The 19,606-nt window shown below is 58.1% G+C and carries 19 protein-coding genes and 1 riboswitch; of the genes, 14 read left to right on the top strand and 5 right to left on the bottom strand.

Going from position 1 to position 19,606, the window contains the following annotated elements:
- Genes DWX58_RS08935 through DWX58_RS08925 form a run of 3 tightly spaced genes read right to left on the bottom strand, consistent with a single transcriptional unit; the run spans window position 1 to window position 2,823 of the window.
- Window positions 1–1,296 carry a DUF2812 domain-containing protein gene (locus DWX58_RS08935; protein ID WP_118643031.1) on the bottom strand — a complete coding sequence of 432 codons (1,296 nt, stop codon included), beginning with the start codon at window positions 1,294–1,296 and terminating at the stop codon, window positions 1–3.
- Between the two features lie 16 nt (window positions 1,297–1,312).
- Complete coding sequence (locus DWX58_RS08930; protein WP_118643029.1) at window positions 1,313–2,515, bottom strand: DUF2812 domain-containing protein; 1,203 nt, start codon at window positions 2,513–2,515, stop codon at window positions 1,313–1,315.
- On the bottom strand, window positions 2,512–2,823 hold the full coding sequence (locus DWX58_RS08925; RefSeq protein WP_118643027.1) for a PadR family transcriptional regulator: 312 nt from the start codon (window positions 2,821–2,823) through the stop codon (window positions 2,512–2,514). Before DWX58_RS08925 ends, DWX58_RS08930 begins: the two co-directional genes overlap by 4 nt.
- 211 nt (window positions 2,824–3,034) lie before the next feature.
- Between DWX58_RS08925 and DWX58_RS08920 the strand changes: the two genes are divergently transcribed.
- From DWX58_RS08920 to recN, 14 genes are all read left to right on the top strand, one after another.
- The gene (locus DWX58_RS08920) at window positions 3,035–4,051 is read left to right on the top strand and encodes a sigma-E processing peptidase SpoIIGA (protein WP_118643025.1); all 1,017 of its coding nucleotides are present in this window, start codon (window positions 3,035–3,037) and stop codon (window positions 4,049–4,051) included.
- The gene (gene sigE / locus DWX58_RS08915; RefSeq protein WP_118643023.1) at window positions 3,933–4,634 is read left to right on the top strand and encodes an RNA polymerase sporulation sigma factor SigE; all 702 of its coding nucleotides are present in this window, start codon (window positions 3,933–3,935) and stop codon (window positions 4,632–4,634) included. The genes DWX58_RS08920 and sigE overlap by 119 nt, the downstream gene beginning before the upstream one ends.
- 147 nt (window positions 4,635–4,781) lie before the next feature.
- A complete protein-coding gene (locus DWX58_RS08910; protein ID WP_347559167.1) occupies window positions 4,782–6,197 on the top strand; it encodes an alanine/glycine:cation symporter family protein in 1,416 nt (471 codons plus the stop codon).
- 172 nt (window positions 6,198–6,369) lie between these two features.
- Window positions 6,370–6,870, top strand: coding sequence for a transcription antitermination factor NusB (gene nusB, locus DWX58_RS08905; protein ID WP_118643021.1), 501 nt, complete (start codon window positions 6,370–6,372; stop codon window positions 6,868–6,870).
- A complete protein-coding gene (locus tag DWX58_RS08900; RefSeq protein WP_118643019.1) occupies window positions 6,870–7,811 on the top strand; it encodes a DNA-binding protein in 942 nt (313 codons plus the stop codon). Before nusB ends, DWX58_RS08900 begins: the two co-directional genes overlap by 1 nt.
- Complete coding sequence (gene xseA / locus DWX58_RS08895; protein WP_118643017.1) at window positions 7,808–9,043, top strand: exodeoxyribonuclease VII large subunit; 1,236 nt, start codon at window positions 7,808–7,810, stop codon at window positions 9,041–9,043. Before DWX58_RS08900 ends, xseA begins: the two co-directional genes overlap by 4 nt.
- Window positions 9,044–9,061: 18 nt before the next feature.
- On the top strand, window positions 9,062–9,298 hold the full coding sequence (locus DWX58_RS08890; protein ID WP_118643015.1) for an exodeoxyribonuclease VII small subunit: 237 nt from the start codon (window positions 9,062–9,064) through the stop codon (window positions 9,296–9,298).
- A 1-nt stretch (window position 9,299) separates the two neighbouring features.
- Window positions 9,300–10,178, top strand: a complete 879-nt coding sequence (locus DWX58_RS08885; RefSeq protein ID WP_243093379.1) for a polyprenyl synthetase family protein — start codon at window positions 9,300–9,302, stop codon at window positions 10,176–10,178.
- 18 nt (window positions 10,179–10,196) lie between these two features.
- Window positions 10,197–10,655: a divergent PAP2 family protein gene (locus tag DWX58_RS08880; RefSeq protein ID WP_118643013.1), complete on the top strand. Its 459-nt coding sequence runs from the start codon at window positions 10,197–10,199 to the stop codon at window positions 10,653–10,655.
- Between the two features lie 35 nt (window positions 10,656–10,690).
- Window positions 10,691–12,547 (top strand): 1-deoxy-D-xylulose-5-phosphate synthase, encoded by a 1,857-nt coding sequence (gene dxs, locus DWX58_RS08875; protein WP_118643011.1) that lies wholly within the window; start codon window positions 10,691–10,693, stop codon window positions 12,545–12,547.
- Window positions 12,540–13,349, top strand: a complete 810-nt coding sequence (locus DWX58_RS08870; RefSeq protein WP_279229861.1) for a TlyA family RNA methyltransferase — start codon at window positions 12,540–12,542, stop codon at window positions 13,347–13,349. Before dxs ends, DWX58_RS08870 begins: the two co-directional genes overlap by 8 nt.
- Window positions 13,346–14,218 (top strand): NAD(+)/NADH kinase, encoded by an 873-nt coding sequence (locus tag DWX58_RS08865; RefSeq protein WP_118643009.1) that lies wholly within the window; start codon window positions 13,346–13,348, stop codon window positions 14,216–14,218. Before DWX58_RS08870 ends, DWX58_RS08865 begins: the two co-directional genes overlap by 4 nt.
- Complete coding sequence (locus DWX58_RS08860; RefSeq protein WP_118643007.1) at window positions 14,215–14,667, top strand: arginine repressor; 453 nt, start codon at window positions 14,215–14,217, stop codon at window positions 14,665–14,667. Before DWX58_RS08865 ends, DWX58_RS08860 begins: the two co-directional genes overlap by 4 nt.
- Before the next feature lie 17 nt (window positions 14,668–14,684).
- Window positions 14,685–16,373 carry a DNA repair protein RecN gene (gene recN / locus DWX58_RS08855; protein WP_118643005.1) on the top strand — a complete coding sequence of 563 codons (1,689 nt, stop codon included), beginning with the start codon at window positions 14,685–14,687 and terminating at the stop codon, window positions 16,371–16,373.
- A gap of 77 nt (window positions 16,374–16,450) precedes the next feature.
- On the opposite strand, the gene queA is transcribed toward recN, so the two are convergent.
- Both queA and DWX58_RS08845 read right to left on the bottom strand, forming a co-directional pair.
- Entirely contained in the window at window positions 16,451–17,473 is a 1,023-nt protein-coding gene (gene queA, locus DWX58_RS08850; protein WP_118643003.1) for a tRNA preQ1(34) S-adenosylmethionine ribosyltransferase-isomerase QueA, read from the bottom strand.
- Window positions 17,474–17,491: 18 nt separating this feature from the next.
- Complete coding sequence (locus DWX58_RS08845) at window positions 17,492–19,273, bottom strand: SpoIID/LytB domain-containing protein (RefSeq protein ID WP_118643232.1); 1,782 nt, start codon at window positions 19,271–19,273, stop codon at window positions 17,492–17,494.
- A gap of 78 nt (window positions 19,274–19,351) precedes the next feature.
- Window positions 19,352–19,530: riboswitch (Lysine riboswitch) on the top strand.
- The last annotated feature ends 76 nt before the right edge of the window (window positions 19,531–19,606 follow it).

Raw genomic sequence — 19,606 nt, 5'->3', positions numbered from 1 at the left:
TTATGCTTGTTCCGTCAGCCGCTGGACCAGAAGGGACAGGGCGGTGTCGCCGTTCACTGCTCCGTCGCAGTTGAGGACAAATACCCGGTCACCCGCCAGTCCGATGTAGACCACGTTGGGGTGCGTCTCGTCAGAGAACTGGTAGACAAAGCGGGTCAGAGCGTCCAGACCGGGGTAGGCGAGCTCCTCTTCCCGGGTAAAATCGTAGGCATTTGGGGAATTGGTGTGAAAAATGGAGGCATTTTCCTCCCAGTTGATGCGGCGCTCCTCCAGAGAGTGGCGGTGTGCTGTCACCCGTCCGCGATATACAGCCTGTGCCAGAGAGGGAGAGGTGGCCCGGACCGATTCCTGATAGAGCCTGGAGTCCATCCGTGTCCCGTCTTCCAGAGTCACCATTCCGCCCTGAGCCACATCGTACTGCTCTGGGGCCAGGAGGGAATGGTCAAAGGAGTCAATGTGAAGCAGTTCCTGGTTGCTGTAGATTCGCAGGTTCGTATCGGGGGGCAGCGTCTCCTCCAACGTCACATGGGGGAAATTCCACTCTTCTGGGCCGGACAGTGTCTTGCTGTGAAGTACGCCGGATGTGCCGAGGTACACCAAAAATAGAACCAACACGCTTACTGTAATGGCAGACAGCAGAAATCCCACAAACTCCGGGTAGCGTCGGGTTTTGGATGTGGGCCACTCGCCTTGGCGCAGGCAAGCCCGAGTTCTTCGAATTCCAAGAAAGGTACCAATGCCGTTGAAAACGGCCTGCAGCGCCAGAATCAGGAGAATTCCGTAGAGCGGAATGAGAATTTCCGCCCGGAAAATCAGATTCATCAAAAACTCCTCCGGCCAGCGGAATAACAAAGGCCACTCATTTCGGAAGAGGAAAACAAACCACACCACCCAGAATATCATGCTTGCCAAAGTCCAGCGAAGCTGCTTTTTCATGGCCCAGGCCAGGCTCTCCGGGTCGGTATAAAGGTCCTGTGCTTCTGGGTCGTCGCAGCGGTAGACGGCATAGAGCTTCCCAATACGGTCTACATAGTGCCAGCCAAATTCACGGTAGTTGGCCGCCCGCTCCCGAAGCTCCAGCTCTCCAATCCGCTCGCCGATGGGGTCCAGGCAGTAGCGGCTTTGGGCAGCTGCTGGGTCCTTCCGGAAGAAAGCTCTGCCGATGAAGAAGCGTAACGGCCAGCGCTCCAGCGCGTATTCCTTCTGGGCCTGCTCATTGAGCCAGTTTTGCAGTCCGGCAAAATCCCACAGTGGGCAGGGAACAAATTTTTTCACCAATGTGCTATCCCGTTTCATCCCAAAGCCCTCCTTTTTAAAGGCCCTCCAGCATGGCGGCAAAGTGTTTCAGATGGTCGGTCAGGTCCTGCTCGCCGTAATAGTCGGCAAAGAGAACGGTATTGCCACGGCGGAGAATGAAGATTCCACCGGGCAGAAAGACCCGTTTTTCGCCGGTAATTTCACTGACGTGAGTCCAGCCTTCCCGGGGTGCGTAGTAAATTTCGTCCAGACCGTAATCGGAAGGGCGCGCCTCATAGTCTCCGGAGTTGTTAATTTCCTGGCGGCTCCACTCCTCGGCCCGCATTTCCGCCAGTAGTTCCAGAGGATAGCGGACGATGGAGATTTCCAGGTGGGGGACGTCATTGGAACTTTGATTCTGCCCGAAAGCACCATACTGGTGGAAATACCAATGTTCCGGATCCAGCAGAGTGCCCCCGTGGGAGATGTAGTCCATATAGTAAAATTGTCTTTGGCTGATGGGGAAGTCTTCCCCCTCGATATCGGTGAGGGTGACAAAGCCGGAGCCTTCCAGGTCGTAGGGACGGTAGCTTGTGCCGGAAAAGAGCTGGACGGTGTTGATGAGCACCGGCAGCAGCACCAGTAATCCCGCCGCCAGCAGCCAGCCCACGCCCCGGTGCCCACGGGTCTTGCCGCCGCTGTGTACTGTCCGACGGTAGCGCATCAGGTGGAACAATCCCAGCAAATAGGACAGGTCTATGAGCAGAAAGCCAAGCGCGGCCAGCAGGAAGGGGATGGTCTTTCCATTGGACAGCGTTTCCACGGGATAGTACCGAAGCCAAAGCAGGTCAATCTCCCAGGGCGAACCCTGCCAGTAGAACCCCAGCAGCAGGACATTAGCCAGTAGGAGCAGCACGCCGCCCACCAGCTTCTGGCGGAAAAACTTCTTCAGGGCGTAGTCCAGAGTGTCGGGGTCGGTGTGGGCCCGGGCTTCCAGGTCGGGGGAGGCGTAGACGTAGAAGCTGCCCCGGAACATGCCCCAGTACTGCCAGCCCGCTTCTTCATAGATTGCGTTCAGTTCCGGGTTCTCGTCGGTGCTGCCTTGGATGGGCTCCAGGTGGACCTGCACTGTCTGGATCTCGTCCCGGTCAAAGAAACACAACGGGCCCGTAGTCATCGTAAAGCGAAATCCCTTTGCGGCCATAGCTGCCAGCCAGCCCTCCAGACCTGGAATATCAAAGCCTCCAAAGGGGGAAATGCGGATCGTGGTTTTGCTCATAACAGCTCCTCCTCTCCGTCCCGGACACAGGCGCGCAGCCGCTCCAGCTCCTCCTGATAGGCCTCACGGCCCTTCTGGGTGATGCGGTAGGTGCGCTTGCGTCCATCCACCTCGGTCTCTTCAATGAGCCCTCCGTCCAAAAACTTGCCCAGCAGGGTATAGAGGGTGCCGGGGCCCAGACGCACCCGGCCGTGGGTCTTTTGTTCTACAAATTCTGTGATATCAATGCCGCACATATCCCGGCGCAGGAAGGACATCAGGACATAAAACATGGGTTCCGTCAGCGCGCCGCGCTCCTTGCCGCCCATAGAAAAGCCCTCCTTTCCGTAAAATCGCTATCCAATATCGTCTAACGATATTATAATCCGAGATTAAAAAATTGTCAATAGAAACGGGAGGGGGAGAATCGACAGCCTTTGCACCTCCCGATTGTGACCACTTTTTCCAGGCCAAGCTTTTATAATGGGAACGGTTGATTTGGGACGGCCTTTGGCAGGCTGGGTGAGGGGAGGCGACAGCGTGACCGTTATCTATGTGGACACTCTGTTTCTGCTCAACGCCATCATCGACTACCTGCTGCTGCTGTCCGCCGCCCGGCTGGCGGGGGAGCCCCTGCGGCGGCTGCGCTTTGCCCTGGGTGCGGCGCTGGGCGGGCTGTATGCTGTGGCCCTCTTCCTGCCGGGACTGGGCTTTCTCACAAAACCTCTGTGTCGGCTGGCCTCGGCCCTCCTCATGCTGCTCATCGCCTACGGGGGAAGCCGCCGTTTGCTGCGCCAGGGGCTGTTGTTTCTCCTGCTCACCTGCGCATTGGGAGGCGGAGTGGTGGCCATTGGTCTGCTGGGGCAGGGAGGACTGACCCTGGGCAACGGGGTCTTTTACTCCAGCCTGGATTTGAAGACTGTGTTGCTGTCCGCCGCGGTATGCTACGGGGTGCTGAGCCTGGTGTTTCGCCGCCTTGCTGCCCATACTGCTCTGTCCGGGGAGCTGGTGGGAGTCAATTTATATTTGGCGGGACGAAAGCTGGAACTTACTGCCCTAGTGGACACGGGCAACACCCTCACCGACCCGGTATCCGGCCAGCCGGTGATGGTGGCGGAAGGGGAGCGGCTGGGGGCGCTGTTCCCCAGCGGACACCGGCCTGGGGTAGCGGACCTTCTGGACCCGGCGGGGGGAATGGCACGGCTGGGGAAAGGGGAGTGGCAGGGGAGGTTTCGCCTGCTGCCCTATCGAAGTGTGGGTACGGACCGCGGGCTGCTGCTGGCCGTACGGGTGGACGAGGTGATTTGCGGCGGCTTCCGGCAGGGATCCATGCTGGTAGCCCTTTCCCCCACGCCGGTGTCGGATGGCGGAGGCTATGGGGCGTTGATTGGACCGATGAACAGGAGGAATGAGCGACGTGAAGGGAATTTGTGTTCCAATGAGAGAACGGGTGGAGGCGCTGCTGCAGGCGTTGGGATTGCTTCTGCCCGGAAAGGTCATGTACATTGGCGGCAGCGATACCCTGCCGCTTCCGCTGAGCCGGGAGGAGGAGAGTGAACTGATCTCTCGCCTGGAGCAGGGGGACCGAGAGGCACGCAGCCGTCTCATTGAGCACAACCTGCGTCTGGTAGCCTACATCGCCCGACGCTTTGAAAATACCGGAATCAACATCGAGGATCTCATTTCCATTGGAACCATCGGACTGATCAAAGCGGTGGGCACCTATCAGCCCGCCAAGAGCATCAAGCTGGCTACCTACGCCAGCCGCTGCATTGAAAATGAAATTCTCATGCATCTCAGAAAAACCTCCAATCAGAAAACGGAGCTGTCCTTTGACGAGCCGTTGAATACCGATTGGGACGGCAACGAGCTGCTTCTCTCCGACGTTTTGGGTACCGAGGGGGATCTGGTGATGCGGCCCATTGAGGCGGATGTGGACCGGCAGCTGCTGCAGAAGGCCATGGAGCGGCTTTCGGCCCGGGAGCGTACCATCATCACCCTGCGTTTCGGCCTGGATGGCCGAAGAGAGTGCACCCAGAAGGAAGTTGCCGATCAGCTGGGCATTTCTCAGTCTTACATATCCCGGTTGGAAAAGCGTATTATCGCCCGACTGAAAAAGGAAATCATCCGTATGATGTAGCTTCTTCGTTCTTTTTAAGAAAAAACTGGTCAAACTGGCCGGAGTATGGTAAACTAATCTGCCGGTGCTTAACGTTGGCGGGAGAGGGAGCTGAGAGCATCCTCTCCCGTCTTGCAAAAGAGAACGAGGAAAGAGAAGTGATGTTTGGTGTACGAGGCCTTTGCGAACCTGATCGGTGAGATCAACAATCTGATGTATAGTTTTGTGCTGATCATTCTGCTGCTGGGAGTGGGCTTTTACTTTACCCTGCGCACTCGGCTGGTTCAGTTGCGGATGCTGCCTGAATCCATTCGAGTGGTGGGGGAGAAGTCCGGTGGAAAAAATTCCATCTCGGCCTTTGAGGCTCTGATGGTATCCACCGCAAGCCGGGTGGGTACCGGCAACATTGTGGGCGTGGCGGGAGCCATTTGTATCGGCGGCTATGGAGCGGTGTTCTGGATGTGGCTCATTGCCATCATCGGCGGCGCCTCCGCCTTCGTGGAGAGCACTCTGGCCCAGATCTATAAGGTGCGGGACAAGCAAGGGGGCAGCTACGGCGGTCCGTCCTACTATATCCAGGCGGCCCTGAACAGCCGCTTGCTGGGTGTCATTTTTGCCGTTGTTTTGATTTTCACCTACGCCGGCGGCTTTAACATGCTGGCCTCCTTCAATCTGATTGCTACCATGAAGGGATATGACTTCTACCAGCAAGTCAATGTACCTCTCATTGGCGGAGCCATTCTGGCTGTCCTGGTAGCCATCTGCATCCTGGGCGGTGGAAAGAAGCTGGTGAAGGTTACCGGCGTGCTGGTTCCGGTGATGGGCGTTTTGTATATCCTCATGGCCCTGGTGGTTATGGTCATCAATCTGGAGCTGCTGCCCCAGGTGTTCAAGGCCATTTTTGTGGGTGCCTTTGATTTTGAGGCTATTTTCGGCGGCTTTGCTGGTTCCGCAGTGATGCAGGGCATCAAGCGGGGCCTCTTCTCCAATGAAGCCGGTGTAGGCTCCGCCCCCAACGCCGCCGCAGCTGCCGATGTGTCCCACCCGGTGAAGCAGGGACTGGTGCAGATGCTCTCGGTGTTCATTGACACCATCCTGGTGTGTACCGCCACCGCCATGATGTGCCTGTGTTCCGGCGTGGCCCCCGATCCTTCCATGTCCGATGGCGCCTCCTATGTCCAGGTCGCCCTGAGCACGGTATTTGGCCCGGTAGGTCCCTACTTTATTACGGTGGCCATGCTGCTGTTTGCCTTTACCACTCTGCTGGGCAATCTCTTCTACTGTGAGGGCTGCCTGAATTACATCGCAGGACACTCCTTGAACAAGCTGCCGTTGACGGTATTCCGTATTGCGGCGGCCGCGGTGGTGTTTTTGGGCGCCCAGATGGAGCTGAGTCTGGTCTGGAACATTGCAGAGGTACTGATGGGCTTGATGGCTCTGATCAATCTGCCGGTGATCGTGCGGCTGGGCAAAACAGCTCTGGACTGTCTGGGCGACTACACCAGACAAAAGCGGGAGGGACACAATCCGGTGTTCCGCGCTGCCTCCATTGGCTTGAAGCAGAAAACGGATTTCTGGAATTAAACAATGAATGGGACCGGGAGCCTGACTGGGCTCCCGGTCTTTCCTGCTCTTTGTGAAAGAAGGTTTAATTTTTTACGCCAGAGCAAATTAGGGGTTTTCTTTTTGCATATTCATGTATATAATAAAATCATTGTATTATGGTCATCTATGGCCTGTGGGAGGAAACAGAGCAATGACAAGAAGCAACGCCAGAGAAATCGCGGTGCATTACATTTATGAGCTCAGCTTTGGAAATGAATCTGCCCAGGAGATGTTGGACAGCCAGTTGACACCGGAGCGCTTTCATGAGCTCGCGGAAGAACTGTCTCTTTATGCCCAATTCCCCAATGAAAAGCAGGAGCGGTACATAAGAGAGCTGGTTCAGGGAGTCTTTTCCCACGGACCGGAGCTGGATGACTACATTGGCCGGTATGCGGTGGGATGGAATTTTGCCCGCATTCCCCGGATGGCCGCTGCCATCATGCGCACCGCCATGTATGAGGTGCTGTATATGCCGGACATCCCCAATGCCGCGGCCATCAATGAGGCGGTGGAAATTGCCAAGAGCTATGAGCCTGCAGAGGTCGTCTCCTTTGTCAACGGCATTCTGGGTTCCTTTGTGCGGGCCGAGTTTTCCGACACCCCGCCCAAGCCGGAGAAGGCAGCTGAGGACGGGGAGGAGACCCAGGCGTGATGGGGGCGGCGTTGGGGCTGGATACCAGCAACTACACCACCTCCGCCGCAGTGTTTGACGGCGCGGGCGGCAGCAATGCGGGCCGCCTGCTGGACGTGCGCCCGGGTGAGCTGGGACTTCGACAGAGCGACGCTCTGTTCCAGCACACAAAGCGGCTGCCTCAGATGCTGAAGCAGCTGTCGGAACAGGGATGTTTGAAGGAACTGTCCGCAGTGGGGGCCAGCACGGCGCCCAGGCGGGTGGAGGGCTCCTATATGCCCTGCTTTTTGGTAGGCTCCTCTCAGGGCCAGAGTCTGTCGGCCGCCCTGGGGGTGCCTTTTTATGCCTTTTCTCACCAGGAGGGGCATCTGGCCGCTGCCGCCTGGTCCGCCGGGCACCTGGAATTGCTGGAGCGGCCTTTTTTGGCCTGGCATCTGTCCGGCGGGACCACGGAGCTTCTCCACGTGGAGCCCGAAGGGGAGGCCTGGCGGTGTGAGATCTTGGGCGGAACCAGCGATATTTCCGCTGGACAGCTCATTGACCGAACGGGCGTCTTACTGGGGCTGTCCTTTCCGGCTGGAAAAGGGCTGGACGAACTGTACGATGGGGAAGAGAAGGTGCGGCCCTTCCGGGTCAAGCTGCAGGAGATGACCTTTTCTCTGTCTGGCATGGAGAATCAGGTGAAAGCCATGGCCCAGCGAGGAGAAGCTCCGGGACGGATCGCCCAGTTTACGCTGGACACCGTGTCCGATGTGGTGCTTCGGGCAACGGAAGAGGCCCGGCGGAGATTCCCGGGCCTGCCGGTGCTGTGTTCCGGAGGCGTAGCATCCAATCGCCGCCTGCGCAGTGTGCTGACGCAGGCCTGCGGCGCTTGGTTTGCTCAGCCGCAGTACTCCACGGACAATGCGCTGGGGATCGCGCTTTTGACCTGGCGGGCCATGGAACGGGGGACACGTCCATGAGAGAGACTCCCTCCATTCTCACTCCCAGCCAGGTAGGTCAGTATATCAAGGGCTTTATGGACCGGGACCGGGTTCTGTCCGGTCTGCTGGTGCGGGGCGAAATCTCCAATTATAAGCTCTATCCCTCCGGGCACCATTACTTTACCCTGAAGGATGGGGAGGGAGCGCTTCGGTGCGTTATGTTCCGGGGAGATGCCAGTTCCCTTCGCTTTCGGCCTCAAAACGGCATGCAGGTCATTGCTGCCGGGCGGGTGACAGTATTTCCACGGGATGGCCAGTATCAGCTCTATTGCGTGCGGCTGACCCCTGAGGGGGCTGGTGATCTCCATGTGGCCTTTGAGCAGCTGAAGGAAAAGCTGCTGCGGGAGGGGCTCTTTGACCGGAGCCGGAAAAAGCCCATTCCCCGGTATCCCCAGCGTATTGCACTGGTGACCTCCCCTGCGGGGGCCGCAGTGCGGGATATGCTGCGGATTTTAAAAGCACGCTGGCCCATGGCTCGGGTGGCTGTCCTTCCAGTCCGGGTGCAGGGAGAGGGGGCTGCGGAGGAGATTGCCGGTGCCATACGGTGGTGCTGCATGACCAAGTCCGCCGATCTCATCATCACCGGCCGGGGCGGAGGCTCCATGGAGGACCTGTGGGCTTTCAACGAAGAGGTTGTGGCCAGGGCCATTTATGAGGCGGACATCCCGGTGATTTCCGCTGTGGGCCATGAGCCCGATGTGACCATTGCAGATTTTGTGGCCGACCTGCGGGCGGCCACCCCCTCCAATGCCGCTGAACTGGCGGTTCCGGACCAGAATGAACTTCGCGTCTTGCTGGGGCAATCGGAGCGCCGGCTGGAACAGGGGATTCAGCGGCTGCTGACGCTGCGGCGTGAGCAGCTGAGCCGCTTGGGAAAGAGCCGCTCCATGACTGACCCGGGCTCCTATGTCCGGGACAAGCGTCTGCTGCTGGACTACCAAAGCCGCCGCCTGACCCATGGACTGGATAAAAGTGTGGCCGGACAAAAGGAACGTTTGGCCCGCCTGTCAGCCGCACTGGATGCCATGAGCCCCCTGAAGGTTCTGGGACGGGGATACGCCATTGCCCAGAAGAAGGACGGAACAGTGATTGCCTCGGTGGAGCATGCGGAGCCCGGGGAGAGCTTCACCCTACGTCTGCGGGACGGAAGACTGCACTGCAGGATGGAAGAAAAGGAACCGGAAATGGAGACAACCGGGTCCCAACCATAAGAAAGGAACGTGCGCTGAATGGCAGCGAAGAAAAAGCTGGACTTTGAAGGGTCCATGACACGGCTGGAAGAAATTGTGTCACTGTTGGAGCGTGGGGACGCTCCGCTGGAGCAGGCCATGGCCCTCTTTGAGGAAGGGGCCAAGCTGCTGCGGGAGTGTACGGCCCAGCTGGATCAGGCGGAGCAGAAGGTCATGCTTCTGACCGCCGGGGAAACCGGGGAGCCGGAAGAGTGCCCCTTCCAGGGAGATGAGTAAGATGGAACAACATTACTCCGAGCGCATGGCTCAGGATTTGGAGCAGATCGAACACTATCTGGGAGACCTGTGCAGAGCCGGTGAGCGCTATGCCGATTTGCAGGAAGCCATGGAATATTCTCTGATGGCGGGCGGGAAGCGCATTCGTCCGGTGCTGGTATTGGAGACCTGCCGCATGTGCGGGGGAGATCCGGAGAAGGCGCTGCCCTTTGCGGCAGCGGTGGAGATGGTGCATACCTACTCCCTTATTCACGATGATTTGCCGGCCATGGATGACGACAAGCTGCGTCGGGGCCGGCCTACGAACCACGTGGTATATGGAGAAGCCACGGCCATTCTGGCCGGGGATGGCCTCTTGACGGCGGCCTTTGAGCAGCTGGCTGCCGCAGAATTGCCGGCGCAGCGCGTTGTGGACGGTGTGCGCTGCCTTGCCAGGGCCGCCGGCCCGGAGGGCATGGTGGGCGGACAGGCTCTGGACATGGCCGGGGAGGGGCGTGCCCTGACCCGGAGCGAGCTGGAACAGCTCCAGAGCCTGAAAACCGGGGCACTTATTGCTGCTGCCGTCCAGCTGGGCTGTATTGCCGCGGGTGGAAGTGAGGAGCAGCTGCGGAATGTCACATGCTACGCCCAAGCTCTTGGACGTGCGTTCCAGGTGCGGGACGATATGTTGGACGTAACCAGCTCTGACGAGGAACTGGGAAAGCCGGTTGGTTCTGACCGTGTCAATGAAAAAAGCACCTTTGTCACCGCCATGGGGCTTTCGGGCTGCGAGAAGCTGATGGAGCAGCTGACCCGGGAAGCGGTGGATGCGCTGGAAAGGTTTGAAAAGGCCGGATTTTTGTCTTGGCTGGCCTGGGAGATGTCTGTACGAAACAAGTAGTCGGACAAGGAGCGTCATATGGAATTTTACCGCGGCTATGTAACTGGAAACCTGATGCTGGATTTGGCGCTGCTGGCTTGGCTGGCAGCCCAGGTGTTAAAGGTGTTGCTCCACTATGCATTTCAGGGAAAGTCTGACTTCAGTCTGATGCTGAAAAGCGGAGGAATGCCCAGTTCCCACTCTGCCTTTGTCTGTGCGTTGGCAGTGTCCGTGGGGATTTTGTACGGTTGGTCCGGGCCCCTGTTTGCGCTGGCTGCCGGTATGGCGGTGGTAGTGATGTATGATGCCTGCAACGTGCGCTGGTCCACGGGCGAGCAGGCGAAAGCCCTGAATGAACTGCTTTCCAGCATGAAAGAGCTGCCTGAAGGGCTTCGGGGCCGGCGACTGAAGGAGGCCCTGGGCCACACGCCCTTTCAGGTGCTGATGGGAGCACTTCTGGGCATTGCGGTGGGCTGCCTGGCGCTGGTGCTGCGCTGACTGGTACGGGTCTTACAAGAAGGAGTCGGTAAATTTTGGATAGCAAGACGCAAGAGCATACAAGCGGGCCGCTGCTGGCAGGATACAGTGATCGGGAATGTATCCAGCTGTGCGGGGAGCTGCGCCGGGAGCTGGTGGAGGATGTTGCCCAGACGGGAGGACATCTGGCTTCCAATCTTGGGGCAGTCGAGCTGACGGTGGCCATCCATCGGGTGTTTGATACCAGTCGGGACCGTCTGGTCTTTGATGTGGGACACCAGTGCTATCCCCATAAAATGCTCACCGGACGGCGGGAGCAGATGGATACTCTGCGGCAATACGGCGGAATCGCCGGATTTCCCAAGCCCAAGGAGAGCGTTCACGATGCATTTATTGCGGGGCACGCCTCCAACTCGGTGGCTGTGGCTCTGGGCATGGCCCGGGCCCGAACGATGATGGGGGAGGATTATAAGGTCCTTGCCCTCATCGGAGACGGCGCTCTCACGGGTGGACTAGCTTATGAGGGATTGTCCAACGCTGGGGACTGCGGTCAGCAGCTCCTTGTCATTCTCAACGACAACGGGATGTCCATAACGCCGAATGTGGGCGCGGTGGCCGATCATCTGGCTAAGCAGCGCCTCAAGCCACAGTACCTCACCTTTAAACGCCACTACCGCCGCATTATGAATGCTACCTGGCTTAGCCGAAAGGTTTATTCCTTTACACATAGGATGAAGCAGGCGCTGAAACAGAGCTTGCTTCCCTGCAGCATGTTTGAGAACATGGGCTTTAACTATATGGGGCCGGTGGATGGGCATGATTTGCATCATCTGACCCAGATTCTCCGCTACGCTCGGGAGGTCAACGAGCCGGTGCTGCTCCATGTCAAGACGAAGAAGGGAAAGGGATATTTACCTGCCGAGGAGAACCCGGATGCATTTCATGGTGTATCTCCCTTCGATCCTCTGACCGGGAAGGCCAAGAAGCCCTCGGGAGAGAATTTTTCCGCCGTGTTTGGCCGTACCCTGGCCCGCCTTGGGAAGAGCGACAGACGAATTTGCGCTATGACTGCTGCCATGATGAGTGGTACGGGGTTGGAGCATTTTCAGGCTGCCTGTCCGGAGCGTTTTTTTGACGTGGGAATCGCGGAGGGATGTGCCGTTTCCATGGCCGCCGGTATGGCCAAGGAGGGGGCAATTCCCGTTTTTGCAGTCTATTCCACCTTTTTGCAGCGGTCCTATGACATGCTGCTTCATGACGCGGCCATTGATCATCTGCATTTGGTGCTGGGTGTGGACCGGGCCGGACTGGTAGGAGAAGACGGTGAGACCCATCACGGCGTATTTGATGTTGCCTATCTGGACAGCGTGCCAGGTATGACAGTCCTAGCACCTTCCAGCTATGTGGAGTTGGAGCGGATGCTGGAAGAGGCGGTACTGCATATGGAGGGTCCGGTTGCCATTCGTTATCCCAGAGGGACGGAAGGAGCCTACAAAGAGGACAGTGGAACGCAGGCTGCTGTAGTGCTGCGCGATGGGAAGGACATTACCCTGGTCAGCTATGGAATTGAAGTGAACGATGTGCTGGAAGCAGCCCGAATTTTAAGCGAACATGGTGTTGAGGCAGAGATTGTAAAGCTGAATGTCCTTACACCGCTTGAACCGGGAGTGGCTGCAAAATCGGTCCGAAAGACCGGGGCACTGTTGGTTGCAGAGGACTGCATGGCCGAGGGCTGTGTGGGTCAGCGGCTGGCTGCAGCGTTGGAAGAGAAACAGATATCCGCTAGGGTTTGTCTGCTCAACTGCGGGACGGAATTTGTTCCCCATGGTGCGCTGAACTTCCTCAAGCGGGATTTGAATCTGGACGGAGAAGGAATTGCGCGTAAGGCGCTGGAGGTGCTGGGCCGTGGCTAAGAAGCGTTTGGATGTGGCGATGACGGAGTTGGGCCTGGCGGAGAGCCGACAGAAGGCCCAGGCCATTATTATGGCGGGACAGGTCTATATGGACGGTCAGAAGGTGGATAAGGCGGGGGCTCCGGTGACACCGGAAAGCCAGATCGAGGTGCGTGGTAAAACCTTGCGCTATGTCAGCCGGGGCGGCCTGAAGCTGGAAAAGGCCATGAACTGCTGGCCCATCTGCCTGAATGGGACGACCTGTGCCGATATTGGGGCCTCCACGGGGGGCTTCACCGATTGCATGCTGCAAAATGGAGCGGCCAAGGTATATGCCGTGGATGTGGGCTATAACCAGCTGGACTGGAAGCTGCGGACTCACCCTCAGGTGGTGTGTATGGAGCGCACCAATGCCCGGTATCTGACTCGGGAGCAGATTCCCGATCCCTTGGACTTTTTCTCCGTAGATGTATCTTTTATTTCTCTCAATCTGATTTTGCCGGCCATTCGCCCGCTGATGAAGGATGGAGGAAGCGGCGTCTGCCTGGTCAAGCCCCAATTCGAGGCGGGCCGGGAAAAGGTGGGGAAGAAGGGCGTGGTCCGGGACCCACAGGTTCACCTGGAGGTGTTGGAACAATTTCTGGTCCACGCGGTGAACGCCGGCTTTTCGGTACGGGACCTCACCTTTTCGCCCATCAAGGGCCCGGAGGGCAACATTGAGTATTTAGGTTATCTGTTTGCAGGCCCGGGTCCTGCTTATGAGGGAGATTTGAAGGCGCTGGTGGAGCAGTCCCACGGAGCGTGGAAGGAGGAGCAGGGATGAAGATCATCCTCAGTGCAAATCCCTACCGGGACCGCGGCCTGCGCGCTACCCTTGAGGCACAGAAAATTTTGAATAAGGCGGGCGCTCAAGTGGTGATCTGTCTGCCTTTTACCCCCAAAAAGGGAGAGCGGCTGGAGCTGCCCGGCCAGGTGGCGCTGAGCTCTTTGGAGAAAGAGCTGCCCAAGGCCGATCTGCTGGTCTGCTTCGGGGGCGACGGAACCATTCTCCATGCTGCCAGGGATGCTACGCTCCACGGTGTTCCGGTTATGGGCGTGAATATGGGGAGCATGGGCTTTATGGCGGAGCTGGAACGGGGAGAGTTATCGCAGCTGGCCGTTCTGCCTAAGGGTCAGTACACCACGGAAAAGCGGATGATGCTGGATGTGCGGGTGCTGAGAGGCGAAAAAGTCATTTGCGAGGACCTGGCACTAAACGATGCTGTGATTTCCAAAGGTTCCATGGCACGGGTGGCGGAGATGGAGGTGTTGGCCGACAATGTACAGGCGGCCTCCATCATGGGCGATGGCGTCATTGTAGCTACCCCTACCGGCTCTACTGCTTACTCCATGTCGGCGGGCGGCCCCATTGTGGAACCCACCTCCAAGTGCATCATTGTTACTCCTGTATGTGCTCATCAGCTTGCGGCACGGGCTATGGTGCTCTCCCATGAACGAGTAGTGACCGTGCGCTTGCCAAAAGGAGGCCGCAAGCATTTATACTTGTCAGTTGATGGCGGCAAGGCAGTGCGGCTGACAGGGGGAGATCGAGTAGAGATTCAGCAGTCACGGTACTGCACAGAGCTTGTTATGCTTTCTAACCGCAGCTTTTATCAGGTGATCAACCAAAAGTTAGGAGGATTTGCCCCATGAAAAATGCCCGCCAGTCCGAGATTCTTAACATCATTCAGGATGTAGAGGTAGAAACTCAGGAGCAGCTTCTGGAGCAGCTGCGCATTCGGGGCTATAATGCCACCCAGGCCACCATTTCCCGGGACATTAAGGAGCTGCGCCTGGTCAAGGAGCTGTCGGGGCGGGGGGGATACCGCTACACACTGTCCGATCGGAAAAATTCCACCGGAGTGGATCTGCGCCTGCGCAATATCTTTAAGGAGGGCGTTACATCGGTGGAGGTCGCCCAAAATATTGTGGTGGTGCGTACGATGCCCGGTTTGGCTTCGGCCGCCTGCTCCGCGTTGGACAATATGCAGATCCCCAATATGGTAGGCAGTCTGGCGGGGGATGACACGGGCATTCTCATTATGCGGGACAATGCTTCGGCCCAGCTCTTTGAGGCCGAGGTGCATACTTTGCTGAAATAAAAAGGAGGGAGGGGGCTATGCTCTCACTGCTCCACATTGAGAATATTGCCATCATTGAGTCGGCAGACATCGCCTTTGAGCCCGGTTTCAATGTGCTCACCGGTGAAACGGGCGCGGGCAAGTCCATTGTGATCGACGCCATCAGCGCGGTATTAGGCCAGCGCACCAGCCGGGAGCTCATCCGCACCGGGGCCAAGTCTGCTCTGGTGACGGCGGTGTTTACCGGACTGCCCAAGCTTCGCTGGCTGGAGGAGGCGGGCTTTCCTCAGGGCGAGGAGCTGCTGCTTCAGCGGGAGATTTCCGGGGATGGTCGAAACGTGTGCCGCCTGGACGGGCGTCCGCTGACCGTAGCCCAGCTTCGGGAGCTGGGGCGGCAGCTGTTGGACATCCACGGCCAGCATGATGGACAGCAGCTGCTGGACCCAGCCTGCCACCTGAGCTATCTGGACAGCTTCGGTCGCACGGGGAAGCTGCTGGAGATTTATCGCAAGGCCTATGAGACTGTGCAGGCTCGGAAAAAGCAGATTGCCGCTCTGGAGATGGATGAGGCAGAGCGCTCCCGCCGGGTGGACACCCTGACCTATCAGATTGGCGAGTTGGAACGGGCGGATTTGAAGGCGGGAGAGGACGAGGAACTGGATGAGCGGCGTAAGCTGCTGCGCAGTGCCGGCAAGCTGATGGATGCGGTACAGGAGGCGGAGTACGCCCTTACCGGCAGCGAGGACAGCCAGGGGGCCTGCGATCTCATCGCCCAGGCGGAGGGTGCCATTGGACGGGTGTCCCGACTGACGGATCCGCTGGCGGAACTGGGGGAGAAGCTGTCCGCCCTTTGCTGTGCGGCAGATGACGCGGCGGAGTGTCTGCGGGACATGAGCCGGGAGCTGGACTTTTCTCCCGGTGAGCTGGACCAGATTGAGGGACGGTTGGATCTGATTTATCGTCTGAAGAAGAAATATGGCTCTACGGTGGCGGAGATGCTGGACTATCTGGAGCGCAGCCGCCAGGAGTTGGAGCAGATTCAGGATGCGGACGATACCATTGTCCGGCTCACTGCTGAACTGGAGAAGGAGCTTGCCAACGCTCGGGAGAAGGGCGAGGCGCTGACGGCCGCCCGGAAGAAGGCGGCGGGAAAGCTGCAGAAGCGGGTGCAGGAGGAATTGCGCCAGCTGGACATGCCCAAGGTGCGCTTTGAGACGGAGTTTTTGCCCAGCGAGGGGGAGGACGGGATGGATGCCTCCGGCATGGATAAGGTGCAGTTTCTCATGTCGGCCAATGTAGGCGAGGCTCTCAAGCCCATTCAGAAGGTGGCCTCCGGCGGCGAGTTGGCCCGGATTATGCTGGCTTTGAAGAATGTGCTGGCGGAGGACGACGGCATCGGCAGCCTGGTCTTTGATGAGGTTGACACCGGTGTGTCTGGCCGGGCGGCTCAGAAAGTGGCGGAAAAGATGGCGGATGTGGCTCGGCACAAGCAGGTGCTGTGCGTCACTCATCTGCCCCAGATTGCTGCCATGGCGGATGCCCACTTCTCGGTGGAGAAGGGGGAACGGGATGGCCGCACCTACACAAGAGTGGAACGGCTCAGCCAGGAAGGCCGGGAGGAGGAACTGTCCCGGCTGATTGGCGGGGCGCAGGTAAGTGAAGCACTGCGCCGCAGCGCCGCTGAACTGTTGACCCACGCCCAGGAGTACCGGGAGTCCCGAAAATAATTCCTTAAAAATGAGAAAAATCCCGCCGCGGCGCTGATTTCAGTACCGCGGCGGGATTTTATCGTTCATATGATGGCTCAGGAGATAAACATGGCGTCACCGAAGGAGAAGAAGCGGTAGCGCTCCCGAACGGCCTCTTCATAAGCGGCCAGAACGTGCTCCCGCCCAGCCAGGGCGGACACCAGCATGATGAGCGTGGACTGGGGGAGGTGGAAATTGGTAATCAGGGCGTCCAGTACCTTGAAGCGATAGCCGGGGTAAATGAAGATATTGGTCCAGCCGGAGCGTTCCGTCATGGTACCGTCCTCAGCGGCGAAGCTCTCGATGGTGCGGCAGGAGGTGGTGCCCACACAGATGACCCGTCCACCGGAGGCCTTGGTCTCGTTGATGATGTCTGCGGTCTCCTGGGAGATCATACAGAATTCTGAGTGCATCTCGTGGTCCTGAATATCCTCCGCCTTCACCGGACGGAAGGTACCAAGCCCCACATGAAGAGTAACGTAGCAGACCTTTACACCCATGGCCTGTACCTGTTCCAAAAGCTCGGGGGTAAAGTGGAGACCGGCGGTGGGGGCGGCAGCCGAGCCCATCACCTTGGAATAGACGGTCTGATACCGCTCGTTGTCCTGCAGCTCCGCCTTGATATAGGGAGGAAGGGGCATTTTGCCCAGTGCCTCCAGGATTTCCAAAAAGATGCCCTGGTAATAAAAACGCACCAGCCGCTTTCCGTCGTCCAGTTCCTCCTCAATGGTGGCGGTCAGCTGTCCGTCGCCGAAGATGACTTGGGCGCCCGGACGAAGCTTGCGCCCGGGGCGAACCAGGCACTCCCACTGGTTGTCGCCCTTGTCAGTGAGCAGCAGAACCTCGCAGACACCGCCGGTGGGGCGGTGGCCGATGAGGCGAGCGGGGAGGACGCGGGAGTTATTCAACACCAGACAGTCTCCCGGACGGAGAAATTTGGGCAGGTCATAGAAGTGGTAGTGGCCGGTCTGACCGGACTGTTTATCCAGAGTGAGAAGCCGGGAAGCATCCCGGCGCTCCAGCGGAGTCTGAGCAATCAGCTCCTCGGGAAGATAGAAGTTAAAATCAGAGGTTTTCAAGAATCACGCCGTCCTAACTTATTTTTGATAGGGGCCCACAGTGGTACCCGGATAGTAGAATTCACAGATTTCGTCGTAGGTGAAGCCCAACTGGGACATGGCATAGGCGCCAAACTGGCTCATGCCAACCTGGTGGCCCCAGCCTCCGCCGTTAAAGACGTAAGAGTTCCCGGATACTGTGACGGTACCGCCGCCCTGGTTGGAGCCGCCGGAACCATTTCCGGGCTCCAGAACGGAGGTGGTGCTGCCGCCGGAGATGACATAGAGATCATCACCCAAACCCGAGGTGGATCCGGCTCCGGAGATGGCATAGAGTCCGTCCAGGGAGGAAAGGGAACCAGAGCCGTTGACCGCATAGCTGCCGCCTGTGCCCGAGGTGCTGCCCGAGCCGGGGGAGACCGTCTTACCGTTGATGGTGAAGCGGATGGAATTCACGCCAAATACGCTGCGGATGTTGGAGGGCTTGAACTCGCTGGTCTGGTTGTTGTCCCAGTGTACGGTGAGCTTGATGACATTGCCCAGCTCCGAGTAGAGAAGCTCCAGGTGATCGATGGAGTGGCCGGTGCCGTAGTATTTGCTGTGAAGCCGGTCTTCCAGCTCTGCGGCGGTATAGGAGACCGTCCAATTGGAACGGGAATTGATGCTGTCCGCCTTTTCTTCATAGGGGTCCACCACGCCGCACAGATAAGGATAGGATTTTTCTGTGTCGGTGCCCCAGATGTATTTGGCGTTCTCACTGGCGCCGCCGAAGCTGGAGGAATAGACGGTTTCAGCCAGAGAATTTTTGTACCACACTACCTGGCCGGCGGTCTCCTCCACGGCCTGATCGCTGACAGGGGAGGGACCCCAGGTTGTGCTTTGGCTGCCTACGCCGTAATAAACCTGGCAGTGGTCGGTGTTGCACAGATCAAACCCCAGGCTGTTATGACTGTTCAGCCGGCGCAGTGCATAGGTACGGGCACAGGTGGCCTGGGTCTTCAGTGCTTCCAGGGGCCAGGTCCGGCCCATTTCATAGGGGGCAACACCTTTTACATAATTTTCCAAATCAATGATGTTGGCTACGGTAATGTTGCCGCCGTCAATGCGCTGATAAGTAAAGCCGCCCCGATATTTGATGTCCCAGAACCAGGTGCGCACATCGGAGGCGCCGGTCACGTCGGGCATAATACCGAGACACTGGGAGGCCCCGCCGTCAAACTGGAACAGGATCTTGTTGGTGCCGGTGATGACCACGTTGACGCCGTAAGAACTGGTTCCCTTGACCTCTCCGGAGCCCAGAGATGCCAGGGCACTTTCTGCTTCCTCTTTAGTGGTGTAGGCACCCACGCGCACCTGATAGGTGCCGTTGATCCAGGCCACAAAGCCATTTTTCTCCTTGGCCACCGCAGCGGCCTCCTGATAGCTGGAATAGCTGCCGGGCAGCTGAATGTGGAAGCAGCCCACCACCACGCTGCTCCCGTTGTCGGAATTGGAGTAGGAGCTGCGGCTTCCGCTGGAGTCAAACCAGGTGTTCTGTGTTTTGATGATACTGACCTGTTCTATGCTGGCGTCGGTGCGGGCCAGCTCCACAAAGTTCAGATTCTTATCAAAGTACCCAAAGCGGTATCCGGCGCCGTAGCCGGTATTGTTCCACAAATTGGCGCCAATCAGCTCACCTACCTTGCTGTAACTGGAAGAGGAGGCGAGTCCAATGCGGAGCATGATCTTTCCGTCGTTATTGACGGTGGCCGCCCAGCTGGCTGGGATGCATAAAATCAGTGCAAGCAGGATGGCGGCAAGTTGCATAAATCTTTTGGTCATAGTGGGCTCCATTTCTCCGTTTCTCATGATGCGTGCTATTGACACTCACTTACAAACATGGTAGGATAAACACAAATTCTGCAAGATAGAGGCGCGGCTACATTAGTAAGCGTGGTAAGGGATCCGGTTCCCGCTGAAGCCACACCGAAAGGGAACGCCGCCGAAGGGTTTCTTTTTCCGGAGGGAGAAGCCCTGGTCGTCTGGTTAAGAGCCTTACGACTGTCATCAGGACGAGCTGATGGAGCGCTGTCTGCTTTTGTGAATATTTTGCCGACTGTCTGCGAAGAAGTATCACAGTCGACATTATAGTACAAAATCAGCCGCTTGAAAAGC

The sequence above is a fragment of the Pseudoflavonifractor sp. AF19-9AC genome (assembly GCF_003478995.1).
Lineage (GTDB): Bacteria > Bacillota > Clostridia > Oscillospirales > Oscillospiraceae > Lawsonibacter.
This window is presented reverse-complemented; position numbering and strand designations above follow the sequence as displayed.

What these genes read in the sequence shown, in the direction of transcription:
- DWX58_RS08935 (WP_118643031.1), bottom strand. Translation starts at nt 1,296, where the DNA reads ATGAAACGGGATAGCACATTGGTGAAAAAATTTGTTCCCTGCCCACTG.
- DWX58_RS08930 (WP_118643029.1), bottom strand. Translation starts at nt 2,515, where the DNA reads ATGAGCAAAACCACGATCCGCATTTCCCCCTTTGGAGGCTTTGATATT.
- DWX58_RS08925 (WP_118643027.1), bottom strand. Translation starts at nt 2,823, where the DNA reads ATGGGCGGCAAGGAGCGCGGCGCGCTGACGGAACCCATGTTTTATGTC.
- sigE (WP_118643023.1), top strand. Translation starts at nt 3,933, where the DNA reads ATGAGAGAACGGGTGGAGGCGCTGCTGCAGGCGTTGGGATTGCTTCTG.
- nusB (WP_118643021.1), top strand. Translation starts at nt 6,370, where the DNA reads ATGACAAGAAGCAACGCCAGAGAAATCGCGGTGCATTACATTTATGAG.
- DWX58_RS08900 (WP_118643019.1), top strand. Translation starts at nt 6,870, where the DNA reads ATGGGGGCGGCGTTGGGGCTGGATACCAGCAACTACACCACCTCCGCC.
- xseA (WP_118643017.1), top strand. Translation starts at nt 7,808, where the DNA reads ATGAGAGAGACTCCCTCCATTCTCACTCCCAGCCAGGTAGGTCAGTAT.
- DWX58_RS08890 (WP_118643015.1), top strand. Translation starts at nt 9,062, where the DNA reads ATGGCAGCGAAGAAAAAGCTGGACTTTGAAGGGTCCATGACACGGCTG.
- DWX58_RS08885 (WP_243093379.1), top strand. Translation starts at nt 9,300, where the DNA reads ATGGAACAACATTACTCCGAGCGCATGGCTCAGGATTTGGAGCAGATC.
- DWX58_RS08880 (WP_118643013.1), top strand. Translation starts at nt 10,197, where the DNA reads ATGGAATTTTACCGCGGCTATGTAACTGGAAACCTGATGCTGGATTTG.
- DWX58_RS08865 (WP_118643009.1), top strand. Translation starts at nt 13,346, where the DNA reads ATGAAGATCATCCTCAGTGCAAATCCCTACCGGGACCGCGGCCTGCGC.
- DWX58_RS08860 (WP_118643007.1), top strand. Translation starts at nt 14,215, where the DNA reads ATGAAAAATGCCCGCCAGTCCGAGATTCTTAACATCATTCAGGATGTA.
- recN (WP_118643005.1), top strand. Translation starts at nt 14,685, where the DNA reads ATGCTCTCACTGCTCCACATTGAGAATATTGCCATCATTGAGTCGGCA.
- DWX58_RS08845 (WP_118643232.1), bottom strand. Translation starts at nt 19,273, where the DNA reads ATGACCAAAAGATTTATGCAACTTGCCGCCATCCTGCTTGCACTGATT.